Annotated in this window: 18 protein-coding genes and 1 pseudogene; 9 read left to right on the forward strand and 10 right to left on the reverse strand. The window is 62.1% G+C overall.

Going from position 1 to position 18,417, the window contains the following annotated elements; all coding sequences use genetic code 11:
* Nucleotides 1-519: 519 nt before the first annotated feature.
* Nucleotides 520-1,172: pseudogene (locus NKH06_RS20170) on the reverse strand (hydrolase).
* A gap of 156 nt (nt 1,173-1,328) precedes the next feature.
* Here NKH06_RS20170 and NKH06_RS20175 point away from each other — a divergent pair.
* From NKH06_RS20175 to NKH06_RS20205, 7 genes are all read left to right on the forward strand, one after another.
* On the forward strand, nt 1,329-2,222 hold the full coding sequence (locus NKH06_RS20175) for a LysR family transcriptional regulator (protein ID WP_352893757.1): 894 nt from the start codon (nt 1,329-1,331) through the stop codon (nt 2,220-2,222).
* Nucleotides 2,223-2,410: 188 nt separating this feature from the next.
* Nucleotides 2,411-3,205, forward strand: coding sequence for a sterol desaturase family protein (locus NKH06_RS20180; RefSeq protein WP_352443140.1), 795 nt, complete (start codon nt 2,411-2,413; stop codon nt 3,203-3,205).
* Between the two features lie 102 nt (nt 3,206-3,307).
* Nucleotides 3,308-4,006, forward strand: a complete 699-nt coding sequence (locus NKH06_RS20185; RefSeq protein ID WP_352795474.1) for a DUF2161 domain-containing phosphodiesterase — start codon at nt 3,308-3,310, stop codon at nt 4,004-4,006.
* Nucleotides 4,007-4,062: 56 nt separating this feature from the next.
* The gene (locus NKH06_RS20190; protein WP_032909322.1) at nt 4,063-4,470 is read left to right on the forward strand and encodes a DUF930 domain-containing protein; all 408 of its coding nucleotides are present in this window, start codon (nt 4,063-4,065) and stop codon (nt 4,468-4,470) included.
* Nucleotides 4,471-4,649: 179 nt separating this feature from the next.
* Nucleotides 4,650-5,312 carry a TerC family protein gene (locus NKH06_RS20195; protein ID WP_023811892.1) on the forward strand — a complete coding sequence of 221 codons (663 nt, stop codon included), beginning with the start codon at nt 4,650-4,652 and terminating at the stop codon, nt 5,310-5,312.
* A gap of 132 nt (nt 5,313-5,444) precedes the next feature.
* Entirely contained in the window at nt 5,445-6,758 is a 1,314-nt protein-coding gene (rimO, locus tag NKH06_RS20200) for a 30S ribosomal protein S12 methylthiotransferase RimO (RefSeq protein ID WP_128305838.1), read from the forward strand.
* Nucleotides 6,759-6,993: 235 nt separating this feature from the next.
* Nucleotides 6,994-7,395, forward strand: coding sequence for a hypothetical protein (locus NKH06_RS20205; protein ID WP_352893760.1), 402 nt, complete (start codon nt 6,994-6,996; stop codon nt 7,393-7,395).
* 45 nt (nt 7,396-7,440) lie between these two features.
* Here NKH06_RS20205 and NKH06_RS20210 read toward each other — a convergent pair whose 3' ends face one another.
* From NKH06_RS20210 to NKH06_RS20245, 8 genes are all read right to left on the reverse strand, one after another.
* Entirely contained in the window at nt 7,441-8,508 is a 1,068-nt protein-coding gene (locus tag NKH06_RS20210; protein ID WP_023811889.1) for a BMP family ABC transporter substrate-binding protein, read from the reverse strand.
* Nucleotides 8,509-8,558: 50 nt separating this feature from the next.
* Nucleotides 8,559-9,479 carry an ABC transporter permease gene (locus NKH06_RS20215; RefSeq protein ID WP_031213469.1) on the reverse strand — a complete coding sequence of 307 codons (921 nt, stop codon included), beginning with the start codon at nt 9,477-9,479 and terminating at the stop codon, nt 8,559-8,561.
* Nucleotides 9,479-10,609 (reverse strand): ABC transporter permease, encoded by a 1,131-nt coding sequence (locus tag NKH06_RS20220; protein WP_352893762.1) that lies wholly within the window; start codon nt 10,607-10,609, stop codon nt 9,479-9,481. Before NKH06_RS20220 ends, NKH06_RS20215 begins: the two co-directional genes overlap by 1 nt.
* On the reverse strand, nt 10,606-12,183 hold the full coding sequence (locus tag NKH06_RS20225; RefSeq protein WP_352893764.1) for an ABC transporter ATP-binding protein: 1,578 nt from the start codon (nt 12,181-12,183) through the stop codon (nt 10,606-10,608). Before NKH06_RS20225 ends, NKH06_RS20220 begins: the two co-directional genes overlap by 4 nt.
* A 133-nt stretch (nt 12,184-12,316) precedes the next feature.
* A complete protein-coding gene (locus NKH06_RS20230; RefSeq protein ID WP_352794096.1) occupies nt 12,317-13,294 on the reverse strand; it encodes a quinone oxidoreductase family protein in 978 nt (325 codons plus the stop codon).
* Between the two features lie 44 nt (nt 13,295-13,338).
* On the reverse strand, nt 13,339-14,157 hold the full coding sequence (gene pcsA, locus NKH06_RS20235) for a phosphatidylcholine synthase (RefSeq protein WP_023811884.1): 819 nt from the start codon (nt 14,155-14,157) through the stop codon (nt 13,339-13,341).
* Entirely contained in the window at nt 14,154-14,768 is a 615-nt protein-coding gene (locus tag NKH06_RS20240) for a DUF1326 domain-containing protein (RefSeq protein ID WP_352721485.1), read from the reverse strand. Before NKH06_RS20240 ends, pcsA begins: the two co-directional genes overlap by 4 nt.
* Nucleotides 14,769-14,782: 14 nt before the next feature.
* Nucleotides 14,783-15,721, reverse strand: a complete 939-nt coding sequence (locus NKH06_RS20245; RefSeq protein WP_352795463.1) for a DUF2182 domain-containing protein — start codon at nt 15,719-15,721, stop codon at nt 14,783-14,785.
* Between the two features lie 70 nt (nt 15,722-15,791).
* On the opposite strand from NKH06_RS20245, the gene NKH06_RS20250 reads away from it, so the two are divergent.
* Nucleotides 15,792-17,003, forward strand: coding sequence for a UbiH/UbiF family hydroxylase (locus tag NKH06_RS20250; protein ID WP_352893767.1), 1,212 nt, complete (start codon nt 15,792-15,794; stop codon nt 17,001-17,003).
* Here NKH06_RS20250 and NKH06_RS20255 read toward each other — a convergent pair.
* Nucleotides 16,980-17,942: an AEC family transporter gene (locus NKH06_RS20255; protein WP_352893769.1), complete on the reverse strand. Its 963-nt coding sequence runs from the start codon at nt 17,940-17,942 to the stop codon at nt 16,980-16,982. The two genes, NKH06_RS20250 and NKH06_RS20255, sit on opposite strands and share 24 nt — an antisense overlap.
* Before the next feature lie 125 nt (nt 17,943-18,067).
* On the opposite strand from NKH06_RS20255, the gene hspQ reads away from it, so the two are divergent.
* Nucleotides 18,068-18,391 (forward strand): heat shock protein HspQ, encoded by a 324-nt coding sequence (hspQ, locus tag NKH06_RS20260; protein WP_023811879.1) that lies wholly within the window; start codon nt 18,068-18,070, stop codon nt 18,389-18,391.
* The last annotated feature ends 26 nt before the right edge of the window (nt 18,392-18,417 follow it).

Genomic DNA, 18,417 nt, shown 5'->3' on the forward strand with positions numbered 1-18,417 from the left:
ACCGTCTGACTGGCGCGTAACATGCTGTGTAACAATCGATTCTTAGATTTCTTGATTTGCTTGGATCGGAGGCAAGAATCGAATCCCACTTTCTCCGCCAGACGTCGAATTGTCCAGCCCGGAGACATGGGTAGCAGTTTGTACCTAAGACACGATGACAACCTCGTGCTCGGTTGCAAAGTCCTCTGTTCCAAGTCGATATATCCGAACTGCGAGTCATCGCCTCGATCACGAGCGCCCGGTTGCGTCAGGCTGACTTTGAAGTTCGGATGGATGACGGTCATTTCCTCTCGGGAGCGCTCCGCCGAACATCTCCATGGTCCTTTCAATGAGGCGATAGATAGTCAGGCTGCGCCGGCTGCAGTCGCGGTCAATGGCTGGAGGAAGTGATCGTTGAGTGACACCGGCCGCCCTGCATTCAGGCATGGGCGGCCGTCTTGTGGAGCGGGATGACGCGGCTCGATAAGCAGTCAGCGTGTTGGCGCTGAATCGCTCAAGCTTTCGTCACCTCCGCCCAGATCAGCCCGCGGCGCTCGGCACCGGCGTGTTGAGCAGCTGCTGTTCCCAGAGGTACGCGATGCCGCTGCCGCCGAAGTGCTGAATGAGAATCTCGGTCAGCTCCTCGACATGCTCGGTGCGCGCCCAATCGCGTTGCCATTCGCCAGCGAGCGCCATCACGGTCATCACGTTCGCGCCGGCCGCGATCATTCGCTGGATGGCAACTTCGTGAGACTCCTTCGAAATCCCGCCCGACGCGTCGGTGATCACGGTCACGTCCCAGCCTTCGCCGGCGGCCTGGATCACAGGCATTGCGACGCAGACCTCGGTCCACAGGCCGGCGATGATCAGCTGCTTGCGGCCGGTCGCCTTGACGACGTTCACCACGTTCTCGTCCTGCCAGGTGTTCACCCAGGTGCGATCGAGGACTTCCTGGTCCGGAAATACGTCGGTGATCTGCTTGAAGAGAAGTCCTCCGCGCGCCGCAATCACGCTGGTGAGAATGGTCGGAACATCGAAGGCTTTGCTAGCTTCGCCAGCGCGGTCGTGTTGTTGACCACCATGTGCGGGTCGTGGCTGTTCAGATTGGCCAGCTGATAGGGCTGGTGGTCGATCAGGACGAGGACCGAGTCTTCGGGACGAAGAAGCGAATCAAGGCCGTTACGAGGGGTCATCAAGACTTCCTTTCTCTGCCGCTCTGGAAGGCAATGGGTTCATGGGAGACACACGCCAGTGGGCGGGCGTTGCCTGGGACGTAATTTGCCGTTCCTTTTGGTGATGCGGTAGTGCCATAATCGGACAAGCTGTGTCGCGAAATGAGGAACGCTGGAGTGGACATCGAAGATCTGCAAACATTCGTCGCAGTGGCCGATGCCGGGGGCGTATCGGCCGCCGCGCGCCGGCTAGGCGTCTCCAAGTCAATCGTCAGTCGGCGGCTCTTTCGGGTTGAAGCAGAACTTGGCGTCCAGCTGCTTGCACGAACGACCCGCGGCGCCTCGCTTACAGAAGCGGGCATCACGTTCAGAGACCATGCGGCCCGAGCCAGCGCCGAGATTGATACGGCCAGGGAAGCGATCCTCCCCACCGGTGAGTTGCGCGGCCGCCTGAGGGTTGCCATGCCGCTTACTTTCGGCGCGACCCATTTTGCTCCCGTGCTCGCGGAAATGGCGCGTCTGCACCCGAAGCTTCACATCCATACTTCTTATAGCGATCGCTTCGTCGATCTCATCGCAGAGGGTTTCGATTGCGCGATCCGGGGCGCCTACCTTCAGGACTCCAACCTGATCGCGAAGCGCGTCGGGCCTATCCATGGAAAGCTTGTCGCGAGCCCGGATTACATCAAAGCGCACGCGTCACCCGAGACTCCGGACGAACTCGTCACCCATCAGGCCCTCATGCAGGGAACGGAAGCCTGGCAGTTCATGGATGGCGACAAGATTGTTACGGTCCAGCCGCAGGGCAGGTTCAAGGCCGACAGCGCCACGGCGCTTGCCGCGACGACGGCGGCAGGTCTCGGCATCGCCTGGCTCCCCGATTGCATTACACATGAATATGTAGCCTCCGGCGCGCTGGTCCCGATCATGACACGCTATCCGGTACCTCCGGGAGCTGCGTATGTCGTACGCCCGCCGGGGCAGCATCCTACGCGGAAAGTGCGCGTGCTCACCGAGATGCTGATTGAGTATTTCAAACGCAACCCGGATCTTTGGGGTCTTGACGGCTAGGACACGAACGGTTCGAAGCCGTGTCAAAGAACCGCGTTCGACGGTCCCATTGCTCCGAGCCGTTGCGTTCGGCGACATTGCTTGCACGTTCCGTGCGTCGGCGCCCTTACAGAGCCTTTAGCCTTTGGAAAGGGAGATGTGTTTCTTCTCGAGGGAGCAGGCGGCGCGCCGGCAGCAGAGGCGAATCGATGGATATCTTCGGCATCAAGGCACTGTTGATCTGCGCGCTGATCTTCATTCCGTTCGAACATCTGTTTGCCGAGCGGCCGCAGAAGATCTTCCGCAAGGGCTTCGCTGTCGATCTGATCTATCTGCTGTTCAACGGCTTCATCATAAAGCTGGCCATCGTCATGATGGCGGCAGGCGCGCTCGGTGCCGCTGCGCTCCTGGTCCCGCCGGCGATAACGAAGGCCGTCAGCGGCCAGCCCGTCTGGCTGCAGGTTGCCGAAATCATCGTGATCACCGATATCGGCGTCTACTGGACACATCGGGCCTTCCACAAAATCCCCGCGCTTTGGAAGTTCCATGCCGTTCACCACGGCATTGAGGAACTCGACTGGCTCGGGGCCTTCCACAATCACCCCGTCGACGCCATCGTCACAAAGGCAATATCGCTGACGCCGATCTTTTTCCTCGGCTTCTCGGAAGCCTCGATCGCCGTCTTTTCGACCATCTACCTTGGACACACGCTGCTTGTGCATTCAAACGTGCGGATTCCGTTCGGCCCCTTGAAGTGGCTGATCGCCAGCCCGCAGTTCCATCGCTGGCACCATGCCAACCAGCGCGAAGCCTATGACAAGAACTTCGCCGGGCAGTTGCCTTTCCTCGACATGCTGTTCGGCACCTACAATCCCACCGGCGACAAGGTGCCGGACAAGTACGGCGTCGACGATCCGATCCCTTCCACCTATTTCGGTCAGATCGGCTATCCGCTCCTGCGCCGCAGGAAGCTGAACCGAGCAGTGCCGAACACCGAAGCCTGACAGCTGGCCCGACGGTGCGGTATCCACCCCGATCCGCTTTCGGGCCGTAGAACGCCGAACCACGGGAAGGCTTTTCGCGTCGAATCGGCTAAACCCTGAGGCATGAACGAGACGTCTCTCTATGCGCCGGTGAAGCGGTTCCTCGAAAGCCTCGACTTCGTCGTCAAAGGCGAGATCGGCGGCTGCGATGTTGTTGCATTGCGCGAGGGGGAGCCGCCGGTTGTCGTCATCTGCGAGTTGAAGCTGCAGTTCAATCTCGAACTGGTGCTGCAAGGTGTCGATCGCGCGGCGGCCTGCGACGAGGTGTGGCTGGCCGCGCGCATGTCGGCCCGCGGCAAGGGCCGCGAAAGCGACGCCAGATTTCGCAATCTCTGCCGCCGTCTTGGCTTCGGCCTGCTCGGTGTGACCGCGACGGACCGGGTCGAGGTGCTTCTCAGCCCGATCGCGCTGGCGCCGCGCAAGAATGCCCGCCGGCGCTCTCGTCTGGTTGACGAGCACCAGCGCCGTCGCGGCGATCCCGTTGCCGGAGGAGGATCGCGCAATCCGATCATGACGGCCTATCGTCAAAGCGCCCTCGCCTGCGCTGCCGCCATGGTGGACGGACCCAGGCGACCGCGTGATCTCAAGGCGGTGACGCCGATCGCGCCCAAGATACTGCAGCACAATGTCTATGGCTGGTTCGCGCGCGTCGACCGCGGCCTCTACGATCTTACGGATGCAGGCCGTGCCTCTTTGGTCCGTTGGCCGCAGGCATCGCACGACGACTCCCGACACGCAATTTTGAACGCACCGGCCATATGATTGAAGATGCCGGCGGCGCTCGCGGCGGTCCGCTCGGTTGATTTCTCCGACAAAATGTGTTGCTTGTCCCGCCCATGAAGAAGCTCTGCATGACCGCCTTGGCGTCAGTGACACTGAGTTTTCCAGCCAGCGCAATGGACAATGCATTGCGCGCCGGTCTGATGAAACTCGATCCCCAAACCCGTCTTGAACAGCGTTGCGACGCCGAAGTGCTCGACCGCATCACCCATGACGATCGCAAGTTCAAAGCCGATCGCGTCGTCGCCTACGCCTTCGCCACGCCCGAGATGGGTGCCGATGCAATCAAGAGCCCGGGTGCTGCGTTTCGCAGCAAGGGGCAGTGGTACCGGCTGAAATTCAAGTGCCAGACCGCGCCGGACCATATGGAAGTTTTGCAGCTCCGCTACCGGATCGGGGACGAAATTCCAGAAGCCGACTGGGCAAAGTACAATCTCTACGATTGATTTGTGATCTGCCATGGTTTGCCTGGCTGTCGCGAGTGCCGCGAAGCCGTGATCCGGCTTGACGCAACGCTGCTTCGGTGATGCAGCCACGCGTGATCCCTTGACGCCAGGGGACCACCAAGTTAGGGCCTCTGGATAATCGACGAACACTCGGCAAAATCAGCAAGGGCTTCCTGTCGATGGACATTTTTTTCAGCGCTGCCAGTCTGACCGCCCTGCTGCAGGTCATCGCCATCGACCTCGTGCTGGCCGGAGACAATGCGATCGTCATCGGCCTCGCCGCGGCCGGCTTGCCCGCCGAACAACGCAAGAAGGCGATTCTTCTCGGCGTGGTGGCGGCAACGGTGCTGCGCATCGGGTTTGCCGCAATTACCGTCAAGCTGCTGGCGATCGTCGGCCTGCTGCTCGCCGGCGGCATCCTGCTGCTGTGGGTCTGCTGGAAGATGTACCGCGAGTTGCGTACGTCGCATGCCGATGAATTGGAAGCGACCGAGGCACTGTCGAATTCGGACCTCAACAGCGACCAGGCGGTCGCTGGCAAGACCAAGCGCAAGACCCTTGGCCAGGCTGCCTTGCAGATTGTCGTCGCCGACGTGTCGATGTCGCTCGACAATGTGCTGGCGGTGGCTGGAGCGGCGCGCGATCATTTTCCGGTGCTGGTCATCGGCCTTGTGTTGTCGATCGCCCTGATGGGGCTGGCCGCGACTTTCATTGCCAAGCTGCTGCATCGCCACCGCTGGATTGCCTATGTCGGCCTTCTGATCATTTTCTATGTGGCTGTGGACATGGTCTATCGTGGCGCGGTGGAGGTCTGGCCGCATGTAAACGGTGCGGTCGGCTGAGGCTGGCGGACATCGGCATCTTCACTCCGTGGAAGACCGCCGTGCGTTTTGCCGCATCGGGGGTCTGCCCATACCAATGCCGCAATAAGTGTGGTACTGCGCCGGCAATCCTGAAAAGCCCGGAAACGCTCTATGTCCGCTCCACGCGTGAGTTTTGTCAGTCTTGGATGCCCGAAGGCCCTTGTGGATTCGGAGCGCATCATCACGCGCCTGCGCGCCGAAGGTTACGAAATCGCGCGCAAGCATGACGGCGCCGACCTTGTCGTCGTCAACACTTGCGGCTTTCTCGATTCCGCTCGCGACGAGTCGCTCAACGCCATCGGCTCCGCGCTTTCGGAAAACGGCCGGGTGATCGTCACCGGTTGCCTGGGTGCCGAGCCGGACGTCATTCGCGAAAAGCACCCCAATGTGCTGGCGATCACCGGGCCGCAGGCCTATGAGAGCGTGATGGCTGCCGTGCATGAGGCTGCGCCGCCTTCGCACGACCCTTATGTCGATCTTTTGCCGCCGCAGGGTGTCAAGCTGACGCCGCGCCACTACGCCTATCTGAAAATTTCCGAAGGCTGCAACAACCGCTGTACCTTCTGCATCATTCCGGCACTGCGTGGCGACCTCGTCTCGCGGCCGGCGGCCGATGTGCTGCGCGAGGCCGAGAAACTGGCCAAGGCCGGGGTCAAGGAACTTCTGGTCATCTCGCAGGACACCAGCGCCTACGGCATCGACATCAAGTACCAGACGTCGATGTTCGGCGACCGTGAGGTGCGCGCAAAATTCCTCGATCTGTCCGAGGAACTGGGCAAGCTCGGCATCTGGGTGCGCATGCACTATGTCTACCCCTACCCGCATGTCGCCGACGTCATCCCGCTGATGGCAGAGGGCAAGATCCTCCCTTACCTGGATATCCCCTTCCAGCACGCTTCGCCGCAGGTGTTGAAGAACATGCGCCGGCCGGCACACGGCGAAAAGACGCTCGATCGCATTCGCGGCTGGCGTGAGGTCTGCCCGGATCTGGCCATCCGCTCGACCTTCATCGTCGGCTTCCCCGGCGAGACGGACGACGATTTCGAGATGCTGCTCGACTGGCTCGACGAGGCCAAGATCGATCGCGCCGGCTGCTTCAAATACGAGCCGGTCCGGGGCGCCCGCTCCAACGATCTCGGTCTCGAACAGGTTCCCCAAGAGATCAAGGAGGCGCGCTGGCACCGCTTCATGCAGCGCCAGCAGAAGATTTCGGCGACACAGCTGGCCAGGAAGGTCGGCAAGCGCCTGCCGGTGCTGATCGACGAGGCGCACGGCACGTCGGCAAAGGGCCGCACCAAATACGACGCGCCCGAGATCGACGGCTCGGTGCACATCCAGTCGCGCCGCCCGCTGCGCCAAGGCGACATCGTCACCGTCAAGATCGACCGTGCCGATGCCTATGACCTCTATGGTTCGGCGGTCTGACGGTCCGTATTTACTACATCTGGCGATAATTCAGCCGTCTTAACCCGCACAGCCGCGATCCGCTCTATGGTTTGCGGACCGTAGATGCGGGAAATGCGGATGAACACCAGACCTGCGGAACAAAATTACATCGCGACGCTGGACCTGCTCAGGCTGGCGGCAGCACTTGCCGTCGTGTTGCCGGCCCTGCTGCTGCTTGCCGCCGCGTTCCTGATCTCCTGCGGAACGGCTATCGGTGACGCAGCACTGGATGCTTGGCCACTACGGCATTGCCGTTGCCTCGGCCAATCTCGTCGTCGCCAACGTCGTCATGCACGCGGCCTTGATCGGCGCGGTGCTGCTGCGCGACCGTGTCAGGGCATCGGGGCTCACTCTGGCGCTGGGCGGGCTGACCTATCCGCTCTATTTGCTGCACCAGGACATCGGCTATCTCGCCATCAATGCGGCAACGCCCCTTGTCGGCAAATGGATTGCCGCTCTTGGTTGCGTCGTGCTCATGCTTTTCATTTCGTGGGCGATCTGGCGCACCTGCGAACAACCGGTACAGCGGTTGCTCAGGTTTTGGCTCGGCCGCGCGGTCGATGCCGGACGAACGCGGTTTCGTCGCCCCTCTGCCGGCGCACAGCCCGCCGAATGAAGAAGGGCGCCTCGCGGCGCCCCTCCGTCTCATGTCTCGCGCTGCTTATTTCGGCAGCTTGTCGTCGACGCCTTTCACATAAAAATTCATGCCGAGCAGCGTGCCGTCGTCGGCGACTTCACCATCCTTCAGCCACGGCGTGCCGTCCTGCTTGGCAACCGGTCCGGTGAAGGGATTCCAGCCGCCGGCGATCTTCTTTTCGGTGGCTTCGGCCATCGCCTTCACGTCGTCGGGCATGTTGGTGTAGGCCGACATCTTGACGGCGCCGTCCTTGATGCCGAGCCAGACATTGTCCGGCTTCCAGGTGCCGTCGAGCGCGGCCTGGACGCGGCTGATGTAATAGGGACCCCATTCGTCGGTGAGCGAGGTCAACTGCGCGTTCGGCGCGAACTTGATCATGTCTGAGGACTGGCCGAAGCCTTTCAGCTTGCGCTCCTCGGCCACCTGCAGGGCAGCGGTGGAATCGGTGTGCTGGACGATGATGTCGGCGCCCTGGTCGAACAGCGCCTTGGCAGCGTCGGCTTCCTTGCCCGGATCGAACCAGGAGTTCACCCAGACGATCTTGGCCTTGAAATTCGGGTTGATCGACTGCGCGCCGAGCATGAAGGAGTTGATGCCCATCACCACTTCGGGGATCGGGAAGGAAACGATATAGCCGGCGACCCCTGCCTTCGATTCCTTGGCGGCGATCTGGCCAAGAATGTAGCGGCCTTCGTAGAAGCGCGCATTGTAGATGCCGAGATTGTCAGCGGTCTTGTAACCGGTGGCGTGCTCGAACATCACTTTCGGGAATTTCTTGGCGACCTTCACTTCCGGGTCCATGAAGCCGAAGGAGGTGCCGAAGATGATCTTGCAGCCTTCGCGTGCCAGGCGCTCGAAAGCACGGTCGGCATCGGGGCCTTCCGAGACGTTTTCGAGATAGGCGGTCTCGACCTTGTCACCGAGCGCCTTCTCCACCTCGAGACGGCCCTGGTCGTGCTGGTAGGAGTAGCCGAAGTCGCCGATCGGGCCGGTGTAGACCCAGCAGGCCTTCAGCTTGTCCGCGGCCTCGGCCGTCGCTGCCAGCGACATGGCGGCGGTCGTGGTCATCAGGGCAATAAGCAGTTTTTTCATCGTGTTACCTCTCTGAGTTAAGCCTTGGAGCTTCCCGTTTGTTTTTATTGTCAACGATCCGGAACGAATGGCTGCCCCAAGGAAGCCGGCGTGTTCATCATCGTCAGACGCTTGTTGCGCGAGATTAGAACGAGAACCACGACGGTTGCCAGATAGGGCAGCGAAGAAAGGAACTGCGAGGGCACTGGAATGCCAAAAGCCTGTGCATGAAGCTGGCCGATCCACACCGCGCCGAAGATGTAGGCGCCGGCCAGCACCCGCCATGGCCGCCAGGAGGCGAACACCACCAGCGCCAGCGCGATCCAGCCGCGGCCGGCACTCATGTTCTCGACCCATTGCGGCGTGTAGACTAGTGAGAGATGGCCGCCGGCGAGACCGGCACAGGCGCCGCCGAAGATGACCGCGAGGTAGCGATAGCGGATCACCTTGATGCCAAGCGCATGCGCCGAGGTGTGGCTGTCGCCAATCGAACGCAGCGTCAGCCCGGTCCGGGTCTTGAACAGGAACCACATGACGGCCGCGGTCAGCGCAATCGAGATGTAGAAGATCGGATCCTGCCCGAACAGCAGCCTGCCGACCACAGGGATTTCCGTCAGGCCGGGAATGTAGAGGTTGGGCAGCCTTTCGCCGGGTTGGCCGACAAAGCTGGTGCCCATCATGCCGGACAGGCCAAGGCCGAGCAGCGTCAGCGACAGACCGGTCGCCACCTGGTTGGTGGCCAGCGACAGCGTCATGACGGCAAACAGCAGCGAGAATACCGCGCCCATGGCGATTGCCGCCAAAAGGCCGATCCAGGGCGAACCGGTGAGATAGGTCGCGCCGAATCCGCCGACGGCGCCCATGATCATCATGCCCTCGACGCCGAGATTGAGCACGCCGGAGCGCTCGACCACCAGCTCGCCGATTGCCGCGATCAGCAGCGGCGTTGCCGCGGTGGCGATGGTCAGAAGGATGTTTACGGTGATGTCCATCAACGGGCTTCCTTCAGCTTCGGTGCGGCTTCGAGTTTGGCCACGCCTTCCGGTTTGGTCAGCGCCAGGCCGATCACGCGGATGCGGTAGTGGATGAGCGTGTCGCAGCCGAGCACGAAGAACAGCAGCATGCCCTGGAACACCCGCGCCACCTTGTCGGAGATGCCGAGCGCGCTTTGCACCGCTTCGCCGCCGAGATAGGTCAGCGCCAGCACCAGTCCGGCGGCAACGATGCCGAGCGGGTTGAGACGGCCGAGGAACGCCACGATGATGGCGGTGAAGCCGTAGCCGGGCGAGATGACGGGCTGCAACTGGCCGATGGCGCCCGAGACCTCGGAGATGCCGGCGAGTCCCGCCAGCGCGCCTGACAGCAGGAAAGCAAAAAAGACCATGCGGTTGAGGCCGAAGCCGGCGAAGCGCCCTGCCCGCGGGCTTGAGCCCAGCACGCGCACCTCAAAACCTTTCAGCATGCGGCTCATCAGGATCCAGACCAGCACCGCGGCGATCAGCGCGAAGACAAAACCCCAGTTTGCCCGCCCGGCATCCGGCATCAGCTCCGGCAACACGGCCGAATCGTTGAACTGGATGGTCTGCGGGAAACCATGACCCTGCGGATCGCGCCAGGGTCCGCGCACCAGCCAGTCGAGGAAGAGCTGCGCGACATAGACCAGCATCAGGCTGGTCAGTATCTCGTTGGTGCCGAAGCGAGTCTTGAGCAGAGCAGGGATCGCCGCATAGGCCGCGCCGCCGACCATGCCGAGCAACAGCATCAGCGGCAGCACCAGCGGGCCTTCGAACTGCGGAAACAGCACCGGCACCATCGAGCCGACGATGCCGCCGAGGATGAACTGACCTTCGGCGCCGATGTTCCAGATGTTGGCCTTGTAGCAAACAGAGAGGCCGACGGCGATCAGGATGAGCGGCGCGGCCTTGATCGCCAGCTCATGCAACTGCCAGACCTGGCTGATCGGCTCGATGAAATAGATATTGAACGCGGTAAGCGGATTGACGCCGAGCAGCGCGAACATGACGGCGCCGGCAATGATGGTCAGCGCAAAGGCAATGAACGGCGACAGGGCCGAAAACAGCATGGAACGCTGCGGGCGTTTGACGAGTTCGAGGCGCATCATGCCGTCTCCAGCGTGTGTTCGGCGTGGCCTGGTTCGGCGCCGCCCATCAGCAAGCCGACCCTCTCGAAGGTGGCTTCAGCGATCGGCATCGGCCTCGACAGCTCGCCATTGTGCATGACCGCGATCGCATCCGATATCTCGAACAGCTCGTCGAGATCCTGGCTGATCACCAGCACCGCCGATCCGCTGCGCGACAACTCGATCAAGGCCTGGCGGATGTGAGCGGCAGCGCCCGCGTCGACGCCCCAGGTCGGCTGGTTGACCACCATGACGCTTGGCCGTCGGTCGAGTTCGCGGCCGACGATGAATTTCTGCAGATTGCCGCCCGAAAGCGCTGCGGCCTCCGGATCCGGCGCACTCTTGCGCACATCCATCGCCTCGATGATGCGTTGGGACGCGGCCTGGATGGCAGCGCTCTTGACCATTCCGCCGGAACCGACGAACGCCTTGCCGTCGGTGGCATGGCGCGACAGCAGCAGGTTTTCGGAAAGCTTCATGCGCGGTGCGGCACCGTGGCCGAGGCGCTCTTCCGGCACGTAGGCAGCGCCCAGCAGGCGGCGTCCGGTGATGGTGAGGCCTCCCGCATCCTTGCCACGAATGCGCACCGAGGCGGCATCCTGCTGCAGCACCTCGCCGGAGACGGATTCAAAGAACTCGCCCTGGCCGTTGCCGGCGACACCGGCGATGCCGATCACCTCACCGGCGCGGACATTCAGGTTGATGCCCTTGAGCGGTATCGAGAACGGCGTTGCCGGTTTGCGATTGAGATTGCGGATTTCGAGCAGCGGCTGCGCCTTGTCGATGCCCTCGACCGGCGCGCGCACCACCGCCTGCACCTCGTTGCCGACCATCATGCGAGCCAGCGAAGAAGCAGTTTCCTCACGCGGATTGCAGTGGCCGACCACTTTGCCGTGGCGCAGCACGGTGGCGCGGTCGCAGATGCGTTTGACCTCTTCGAGCCGGTGCGAAATGTAGAGGATGGATTTGCCTTCCGAGCGCAGGCGCTCCAGCGTCTCGAACAGCTTGTCGGCTTCCTGCGGCGTCAGCACCGAGGTCGGTTCGTCCAGGATGATGAGCTGTGGCGTCTGCAGCAGGCAGCGGATGATCTCGATGCGCTGGCGCTCGCCTACCGACAGGTCGCCGACCAGCGAGTCAGGATCGAGCGGCAGGCCATAGCTGAAGGAAAGCGCCCTCGCCTTGGCAGCGATGCTGCTGATCGGCGAGCCGTCGTCCAGCGACAGCGCGATGTTTTCGGCCGCGGTCAGCGCCTCGAACAGCGAAAAATGCTGGAACACCATGCCGATGCCGAGTTTTTTCGCGGCGCCGGGGCTGGAAATCCTGACCGCCTGGCCGTTCCAGAAGATCTCTCCGGAATTGGGCTCCAGCGAGCCGAACAGCATCTTGACCAGCGTCGACTTGCCGGCGCCGTTTTCGCCGAGCAAAGCGTGGATTTCACCTCTGGCGATGTCGAGATCGATGTGATCGCACGCCGTCAGCGTGCCGAATATCTTGGTGAGGCCACGCACCTCGAGCAGGTTCGTGCCGTCCTGATTTGCACTCACAGTGCCTCCCATCTGGTTAGCCAGACATGTTCTGTGTTCCCGCAGGCATGGTAGGCGCGGCCGGCTCTCATCGGAAAGCGGCACGCGTCTTGAAAGAGCTTCAAGAATTTCAGCGGAAATTCAAGGGATAGCAAGGCAGAACGAACTAAGGGATGAGAATGGTCGTCCCTGTGGTCCTGCGGCCCTCGAGGTCGGAATGCGCCTTGCCGGCATCCTTAAGCGAGTAGCGCTGGTTGATCTTGATTTCGACCGCGCCGCTGAGCACGACCTCGAACAGAGCGGCGGCAGAAGCATCGAGGTCCTCGCGTTTTGCGTTGTAGACGAACAGTGTCGGCCTTGTTGCGAACAGCGAGCCCTTCTGGGCCAGCAATGACATGCTGAACGGCGGTATGGGTCCCGATGACTGGCCAAAGCTGACGAACATGCCAAGCGGCCGCAGGCAGTCGAGTGAAGCCGGAAATGTGTCGTTGCCGACCGAATCGTAGACGACATCGCATTTTTTGCCGCCGGTGATGGCGGCGACGCCGGCAACGAAATCCTGTTCCTTGTAGTTGATGACATGGTCGAAACCATGCGCCCTGGCGAGCTCGATCTTGTCGGACGAGCTGGCGGTGCCGATGACGGTCGCGCCGAGGTGTTTTGCCCATTGGCCGAGGATCAGCCCGACGCCGCCGGCCGCGGCGTGGAACAGGATCGTGTCGCCTGCCTTCACCTTGAACGTCCGGCGCAGCAGATATTCCGCCGTCATGCCCTTCAGCATCATCGCGGCGGCCTGTTCGTCGCTGATGCCATCCGGAACCTTGACGACCCGGCTGGCATCGATGACGCGCTCTTGCGCATAAGCCCCCGTCGTCACCGCATAGGCGATGCGATCGCCCGGATTCAGCCAGTCGACGCCCTGGCCGACCTCCAGCACCACGCCGGCGGCTTCGCTGCCTGGCACGAGCGGGAAGCCGCCGGGCGGCGGATAGAGGCCAGAGCGATGATAGACATCGATGAAATTGAGGCCGATCGCGGTGTGCCGGACCAGGATCTGCCCGGATCCCGGCTGACCGAGGTCGGCGTCCTCGTAGGTCAGGACTTCCGGGCCGCCATTGGCGTGAATGCGGATCGCTTTGGACATTGCTAAGCTTCCTGTGGGGCTAGGCTCTCTGTGGGAGTGGCTGATCAGGCCTTTTTGGCACCGAGATTGGGAAAGAACTGCATGATGCCACCGATGCAGGCAAGGTAAAGCCCGGTGATGGTGATGCCGATCTTGGTGAAGGTGCTGACCTGCTCGCCCAGCACGCCGATCTGATCGTAGAAGGCAGCGAGTGCCGCCTGGGCCAGGGCAAGCGCGCCGAAAGCGCACCACAAGAGAGTCATCCCAAGGTTGATGCGCCGCAGCCGCACCACCCGCACCGGGTGGATGAAGTTGATCGGTACGAAAGTCAGGACGCCGGCCACCACCACCACCGCGAACGAAACCCATTGTCCGGGCTCGATGACGAACAGGGTGAACACCACCATGTTCCAGACCACGGGGAACCCCTTGAAGAAATTCTCCTTCGTCTTCATGCCGGTGTCGGCATAGTAGATGGCGCTGGAGACGACGATGATCGCCGCAGACAGGAATGACAGGCCCTCGCCCATGAAGCCGCGCTGATAGAGCGCGAAGGCCGGGATCAGCACGTAGGTCACGTAGTCGATGATGTTGTCGAGCAGTTCGCCCGACCAAGTCGGCAGAATTTCCTTGACCTCGAGCTTCCGCGCGATCGGCCCATCGATGCCGTCGACGAACAATGCCAGCCCGAGCCACCAGAACATCGCCGTCCAGCGCTCTTCGCTTGCCGCTACCAGCGACAGGAAGGCCAGGAACGACCCCGAGGCGGTCAAGAGGTGGACGGAGAACGCTCTCGCCTGTGGCCAGGTGACCTTCTTCTTCGGGCGCGGAATCCGGTCCGTGATCTTTTTGGCGGCTTTTCGGGCCGTTGTGTTCTTGCTCACGGGCCCCGCCAATCCAGCTTGCAGATTTCGGCCGAACGGCCGGCGAAATTCCAGTTGCGGCCGAAAGCCCGCATCTTGCTCTTGTCGGACCGGGCCACGATGATCTCAGGCGCGATCCAGTATTCCGAATTGCTGATCACCGTGTCCTTGTCGCGGTCCTTGCCGGGGATGGGTGTCACCGCTCCGTCGATAATCTTCGGTATCTGGAATATACGCGTCTTGTCACGCGTCTCATAGGTGATCGGCACCTGCTCGACGCCGAGGAATTTGCCGACGAGGATGGAGAGCAGCGATGTGGTTCCGCCTGCCTTGCCGGTGAAGATCTTGGTCAGCGCCTTGACCGCGTAGACAGAGGCGCGGCTGTCGATGAACAGGCCCGCGGTCCAGTTGCCGCGGCTCATGTAGCCGGGAATTTCCATGACCAGCCCGAGATTGAGGCCGGACAGATCTACTTCACCGAAATGGCCGGCATCGATGCGAAATCCCGCCCAGGTCTGGCAGTAGCCTTCGGTCGGCGGATGATTGCCAAGCGACAGCACGCAGGGGCAAAAAACCGTGCAATTGCAGGAGAGTACGAGCTCTCCCTTCATCGCCCAGCTCTGGTCTGCCATCGATTTTCCCCCACTCACAGCGAGACTACTAGCAGCGCGGCTGCCCAGACAAGCAGTATCGCACCGGCCAGCCGGGTTGGAACCCTGCTGGCGGTTTGTTTTTCGATCAGGGTGAACAGCCCGATCAACGCCATCCAGAAAATGTTCATGACGCCAACGGCGAACATCACCAGCATCAAGGCCCAGCAGCAGCCGAGACACCACAGACCTTGAGCGACACCGAGCCGAAAGACGCTGGCCGGCCTGGCGCTCCAGTTCGCGAAAAGGATCGAGAACGGGTTCTTGCATTTCTTCAGGCAAGCTTCCTTCAGGCCGCTGAACTGGTAGACACCGGCAATCAGCAGAGCGAGCGCAGCGGCAAGGCCGACGACCGGATCGAGCATCCCGGCTGACGAGGCGAATGCATGGGCGGCCAAGGTCAGCGCCGCGAACATCATTGAAGCGGCGAGCCAGACGCTGAGGTAACCGGCGACCAGCACCAGCGGGTGAACGACCGGTTCGCCCTTGATGCGAGCCGTGTCAGTGATTTCGCAATAGGTGCGGATCATCGGCGCCGCCGAAGGCAGCATCGTCGCGATCGCCATCAGGAACCACATGAAAACGAGCGCGCCGGCCTGCAAGCCGAGACTTGTGTCCAAAGGCACCGGTGAGAGGCACAGCACAAAGAACCGTTCCAGGAAATCGGGCAGCGGCAGTTGCGGCAGGCTGCGCAGCATCGTGTCGCCGGGGGCGCTGACGCCTGCAATCCCGCCTTCGGCGCCGCGGATTGCCATCGCGGCAAGGGTCAGCCAGGCAAGCAGGATGCAAGCGCCGACAACGACGTTTACCGTGACGCGAGGACTGCGCGCGATGCCGGCCATGGCGCGGCCGGCGCGGTCGAGATGCCTGAAGTCGTCCTGCTGGCCGGTCATGACATCCGAATGGGCCGAATCGCCGCGTTGATCAAGCGGCATGATCTGACCTATATGCTCATCGAACGGCAGGTCGGGTGGACCGCCTCGCATTGCAAGCCGGAAGCCGATCTTGGAGCATCAGCAAACTGCGCGGATACTGGTTGCCGGCACGGGGCCGGCAGGACTGATCGCGGCGCTCGGTTTTGCCGCCGAGGGTTTCCCGGTGACACTGGTCGGGCCGGAGGCCACCGCCCCCGATGGCCGCACGACGGCCCTGATGAACCCTGCCTTGAAAGTGCTCGACCGGCTTGGCGTGCTCGAAGCCGTCAAATCCAAGGCGGCGGCCCTGAAAGTGATGCGCATCGTCGACGCCACCAGCCGGCTGATCCGCAGCCCGGTCGTCACCTTCCGTGCCAGCGAGATCGACGAGGACCAGTTCGGGCTGAATCTTCCCAACAGCGTGCTCAACCCGGCACTCGCCAGCGCCGTTGCCGCGCATGCCGGCATCGACCGGCTGATGCCGATGGTGGCGAACTGGCATCTCGATGCCGAGCGCGCCCGTGCCGTCCTGTCCGACGGCAGCACGGTCGACGCAGCGCTGGCGGTCGCCGCCGATGGGCGGTTGTCACCGGCGCGCCAGGCGGCCGGCATCTCGACCTCGGCCCGGTCCTACCCGCAGGCAGCTCTCGTCCTCAATTTCGGCCATGGCGGCGACCATGCCTTCACCTCGACCGAATTCCACACCGAGACCGGTCCGTTCACGCAGGTCCCGCTGCCCGGCAATCGCTCCAGCCTGGTCTGGGTGGTCAAGCCCCAGACCGCGACCGACCTCGCCGCACTGGACGATGCGACGCTTTCTCAGCGGGTCGAACAGCAGATGCAGTCGATGCTGGGCCGGGTAACGGTCGAGCCGGGCAGGCAGATCTATCCGCTTTCGGCGGTGACGCCACTGCGTTTCGCCCGAGATCGGGTGGCGCTGGTCGGCGAAGCCGCCCATGTGTTTCCCCCGATTGGTGCGCAAGGCCTCAATCTCGGCATCAGGGACGTCGACGATCTAATTGGAATCGCTTGTGAAAATAGAGCCGATCCAGGTGCAGCCAAGGCGCTTGCAGCCTACGATTTCAAGCGCCGCCCCGATATTCTGGCGCGCAGCAGCGTGGTCAACCTGCTCAACATGTCGCTGCTTTCCGACATGCTGCCGGCGCAGATGGCCCGCGTTGCCGGGCTCGGTGTGCTCGGAGGCTTCGCGCCGCTTCGGGCTTTTTTCATGCGCGAGGGACTTCGTCCCGGCAGCGGTTTTGCCGCGCTTGCTGGCGGGTTAGGGAAACAGGTCCGGCGCTAGGATATTGTGCCGGATCAGGTAGAGCAGCCCGGTGACGGTCACGACCGACAGGCAGGTTGTGATCAGCACACTGGCCGACGCGCGCTGTACCCAGACGCCATACTGCTGGGCGATGACGAAGACGTTGGTGGCGGTCGGCAATGCCGCCAGAAGCACCGCCGAGAAGACCCATGTCTCAGAAAAATTGCCGATCCAGCTCAGCACGACATAGCAGAGCAACGGGTGCAGGATCAGTTTCAGCGCCGCAATCGGAACCATCTCATGCGGGACGCGATTGAGCGGCCTGAGCGCCAGGGTGACGCCCATGGCAAACAGCGCGCAAGGTGCGGCCGCCCGGGAAAGATATTCCAGAAGTCGCTCCACCGGCACGGGCGGTCGAAAGCCGATATAGGCGGCGCCGACACCCAGGGCGGTTGCGATGATGAACGGGTGCAGCACGATCTTGCGCACGACACCCAGCGCAAGCCGGAGAGGAGTGGTCTTCTCGTCGCCCGACAGCGCCATCATCATGGGTGCGACGGCGAAATGCATGATGTTCTCGAAACAGAAGATCAGGGCGACCGGCACGGCAGCCTCCTCGCCGAAGGCCAGCAATGCCAGGCCCGGCCCCATATAGCCGATATTGCCATAGGCGGCCGCGAGCGCCTTGATGGTCGATTGCGCTATCTCGCCGCGCGAGGTCAGCACCGACCCCATGAACATCAAGGAAAATATCATGAAGGTCGAGACGACCGAACCGAAGATGAAGCGCCATTCCGTCAGGTCTTCGAACGGCGTCTTGGCGAGCAGTTGGAAGAAAAGGGCCGGCAGCGCGACATAGACGATGAACGTGTTCATCCAGCCGAGCGCCTCCAGCGGCTGCCTGGTGATGCGCGCCACCAGAAACCCGACAAAAATCAAGCCGAAGAACGGAAGAACAAGACCTATGACGTCAGACATTTTTATGCTGGTCCGAAACCTTGGCGCCGGGCTAGCCCGTTGCTTAATAGGGCGTCAAGCGCCTCGGGATTGAATTGATGCGCGGTCTGCGCCAAATAAGCCCAAGGAATTCAGTGGTGAGTACGATGAAAACAGCCAAATTCGCAATCGGACAGGTGGTTCGCCACCGGCTGTTTCCATTCAGGGGCATCATTTTCGACGTCGACCCGCAATTCGCCAACACCGACGAATGGTACGAAGCCATCCCCGCCGACGTTCGGCCGCGCAAGGATCAGCCTTTCTATCATCTGCTCGCCGAGAATTCGGAGACCGAATACATCGCCTACGTCTCCGAGCAGAATCTGCTTGAGGATCAGTCGGGTGAGCCGGTCCGGCATCCGCAGATCAAGGAGATGTTCGACAAGAGGCCGGACGGCGGCTACCAGCCGAAACGGCAGTCAAGGCACTAACCCGCGGAGAGACGGGCACAAAAAAA

The sequence above is a fragment of the Mesorhizobium sp. M1342 genome (assembly GCF_040317955.1).
Lineage (GTDB): Bacteria > Pseudomonadota > Alphaproteobacteria > Rhizobiales > Rhizobiaceae > Mesorhizobium.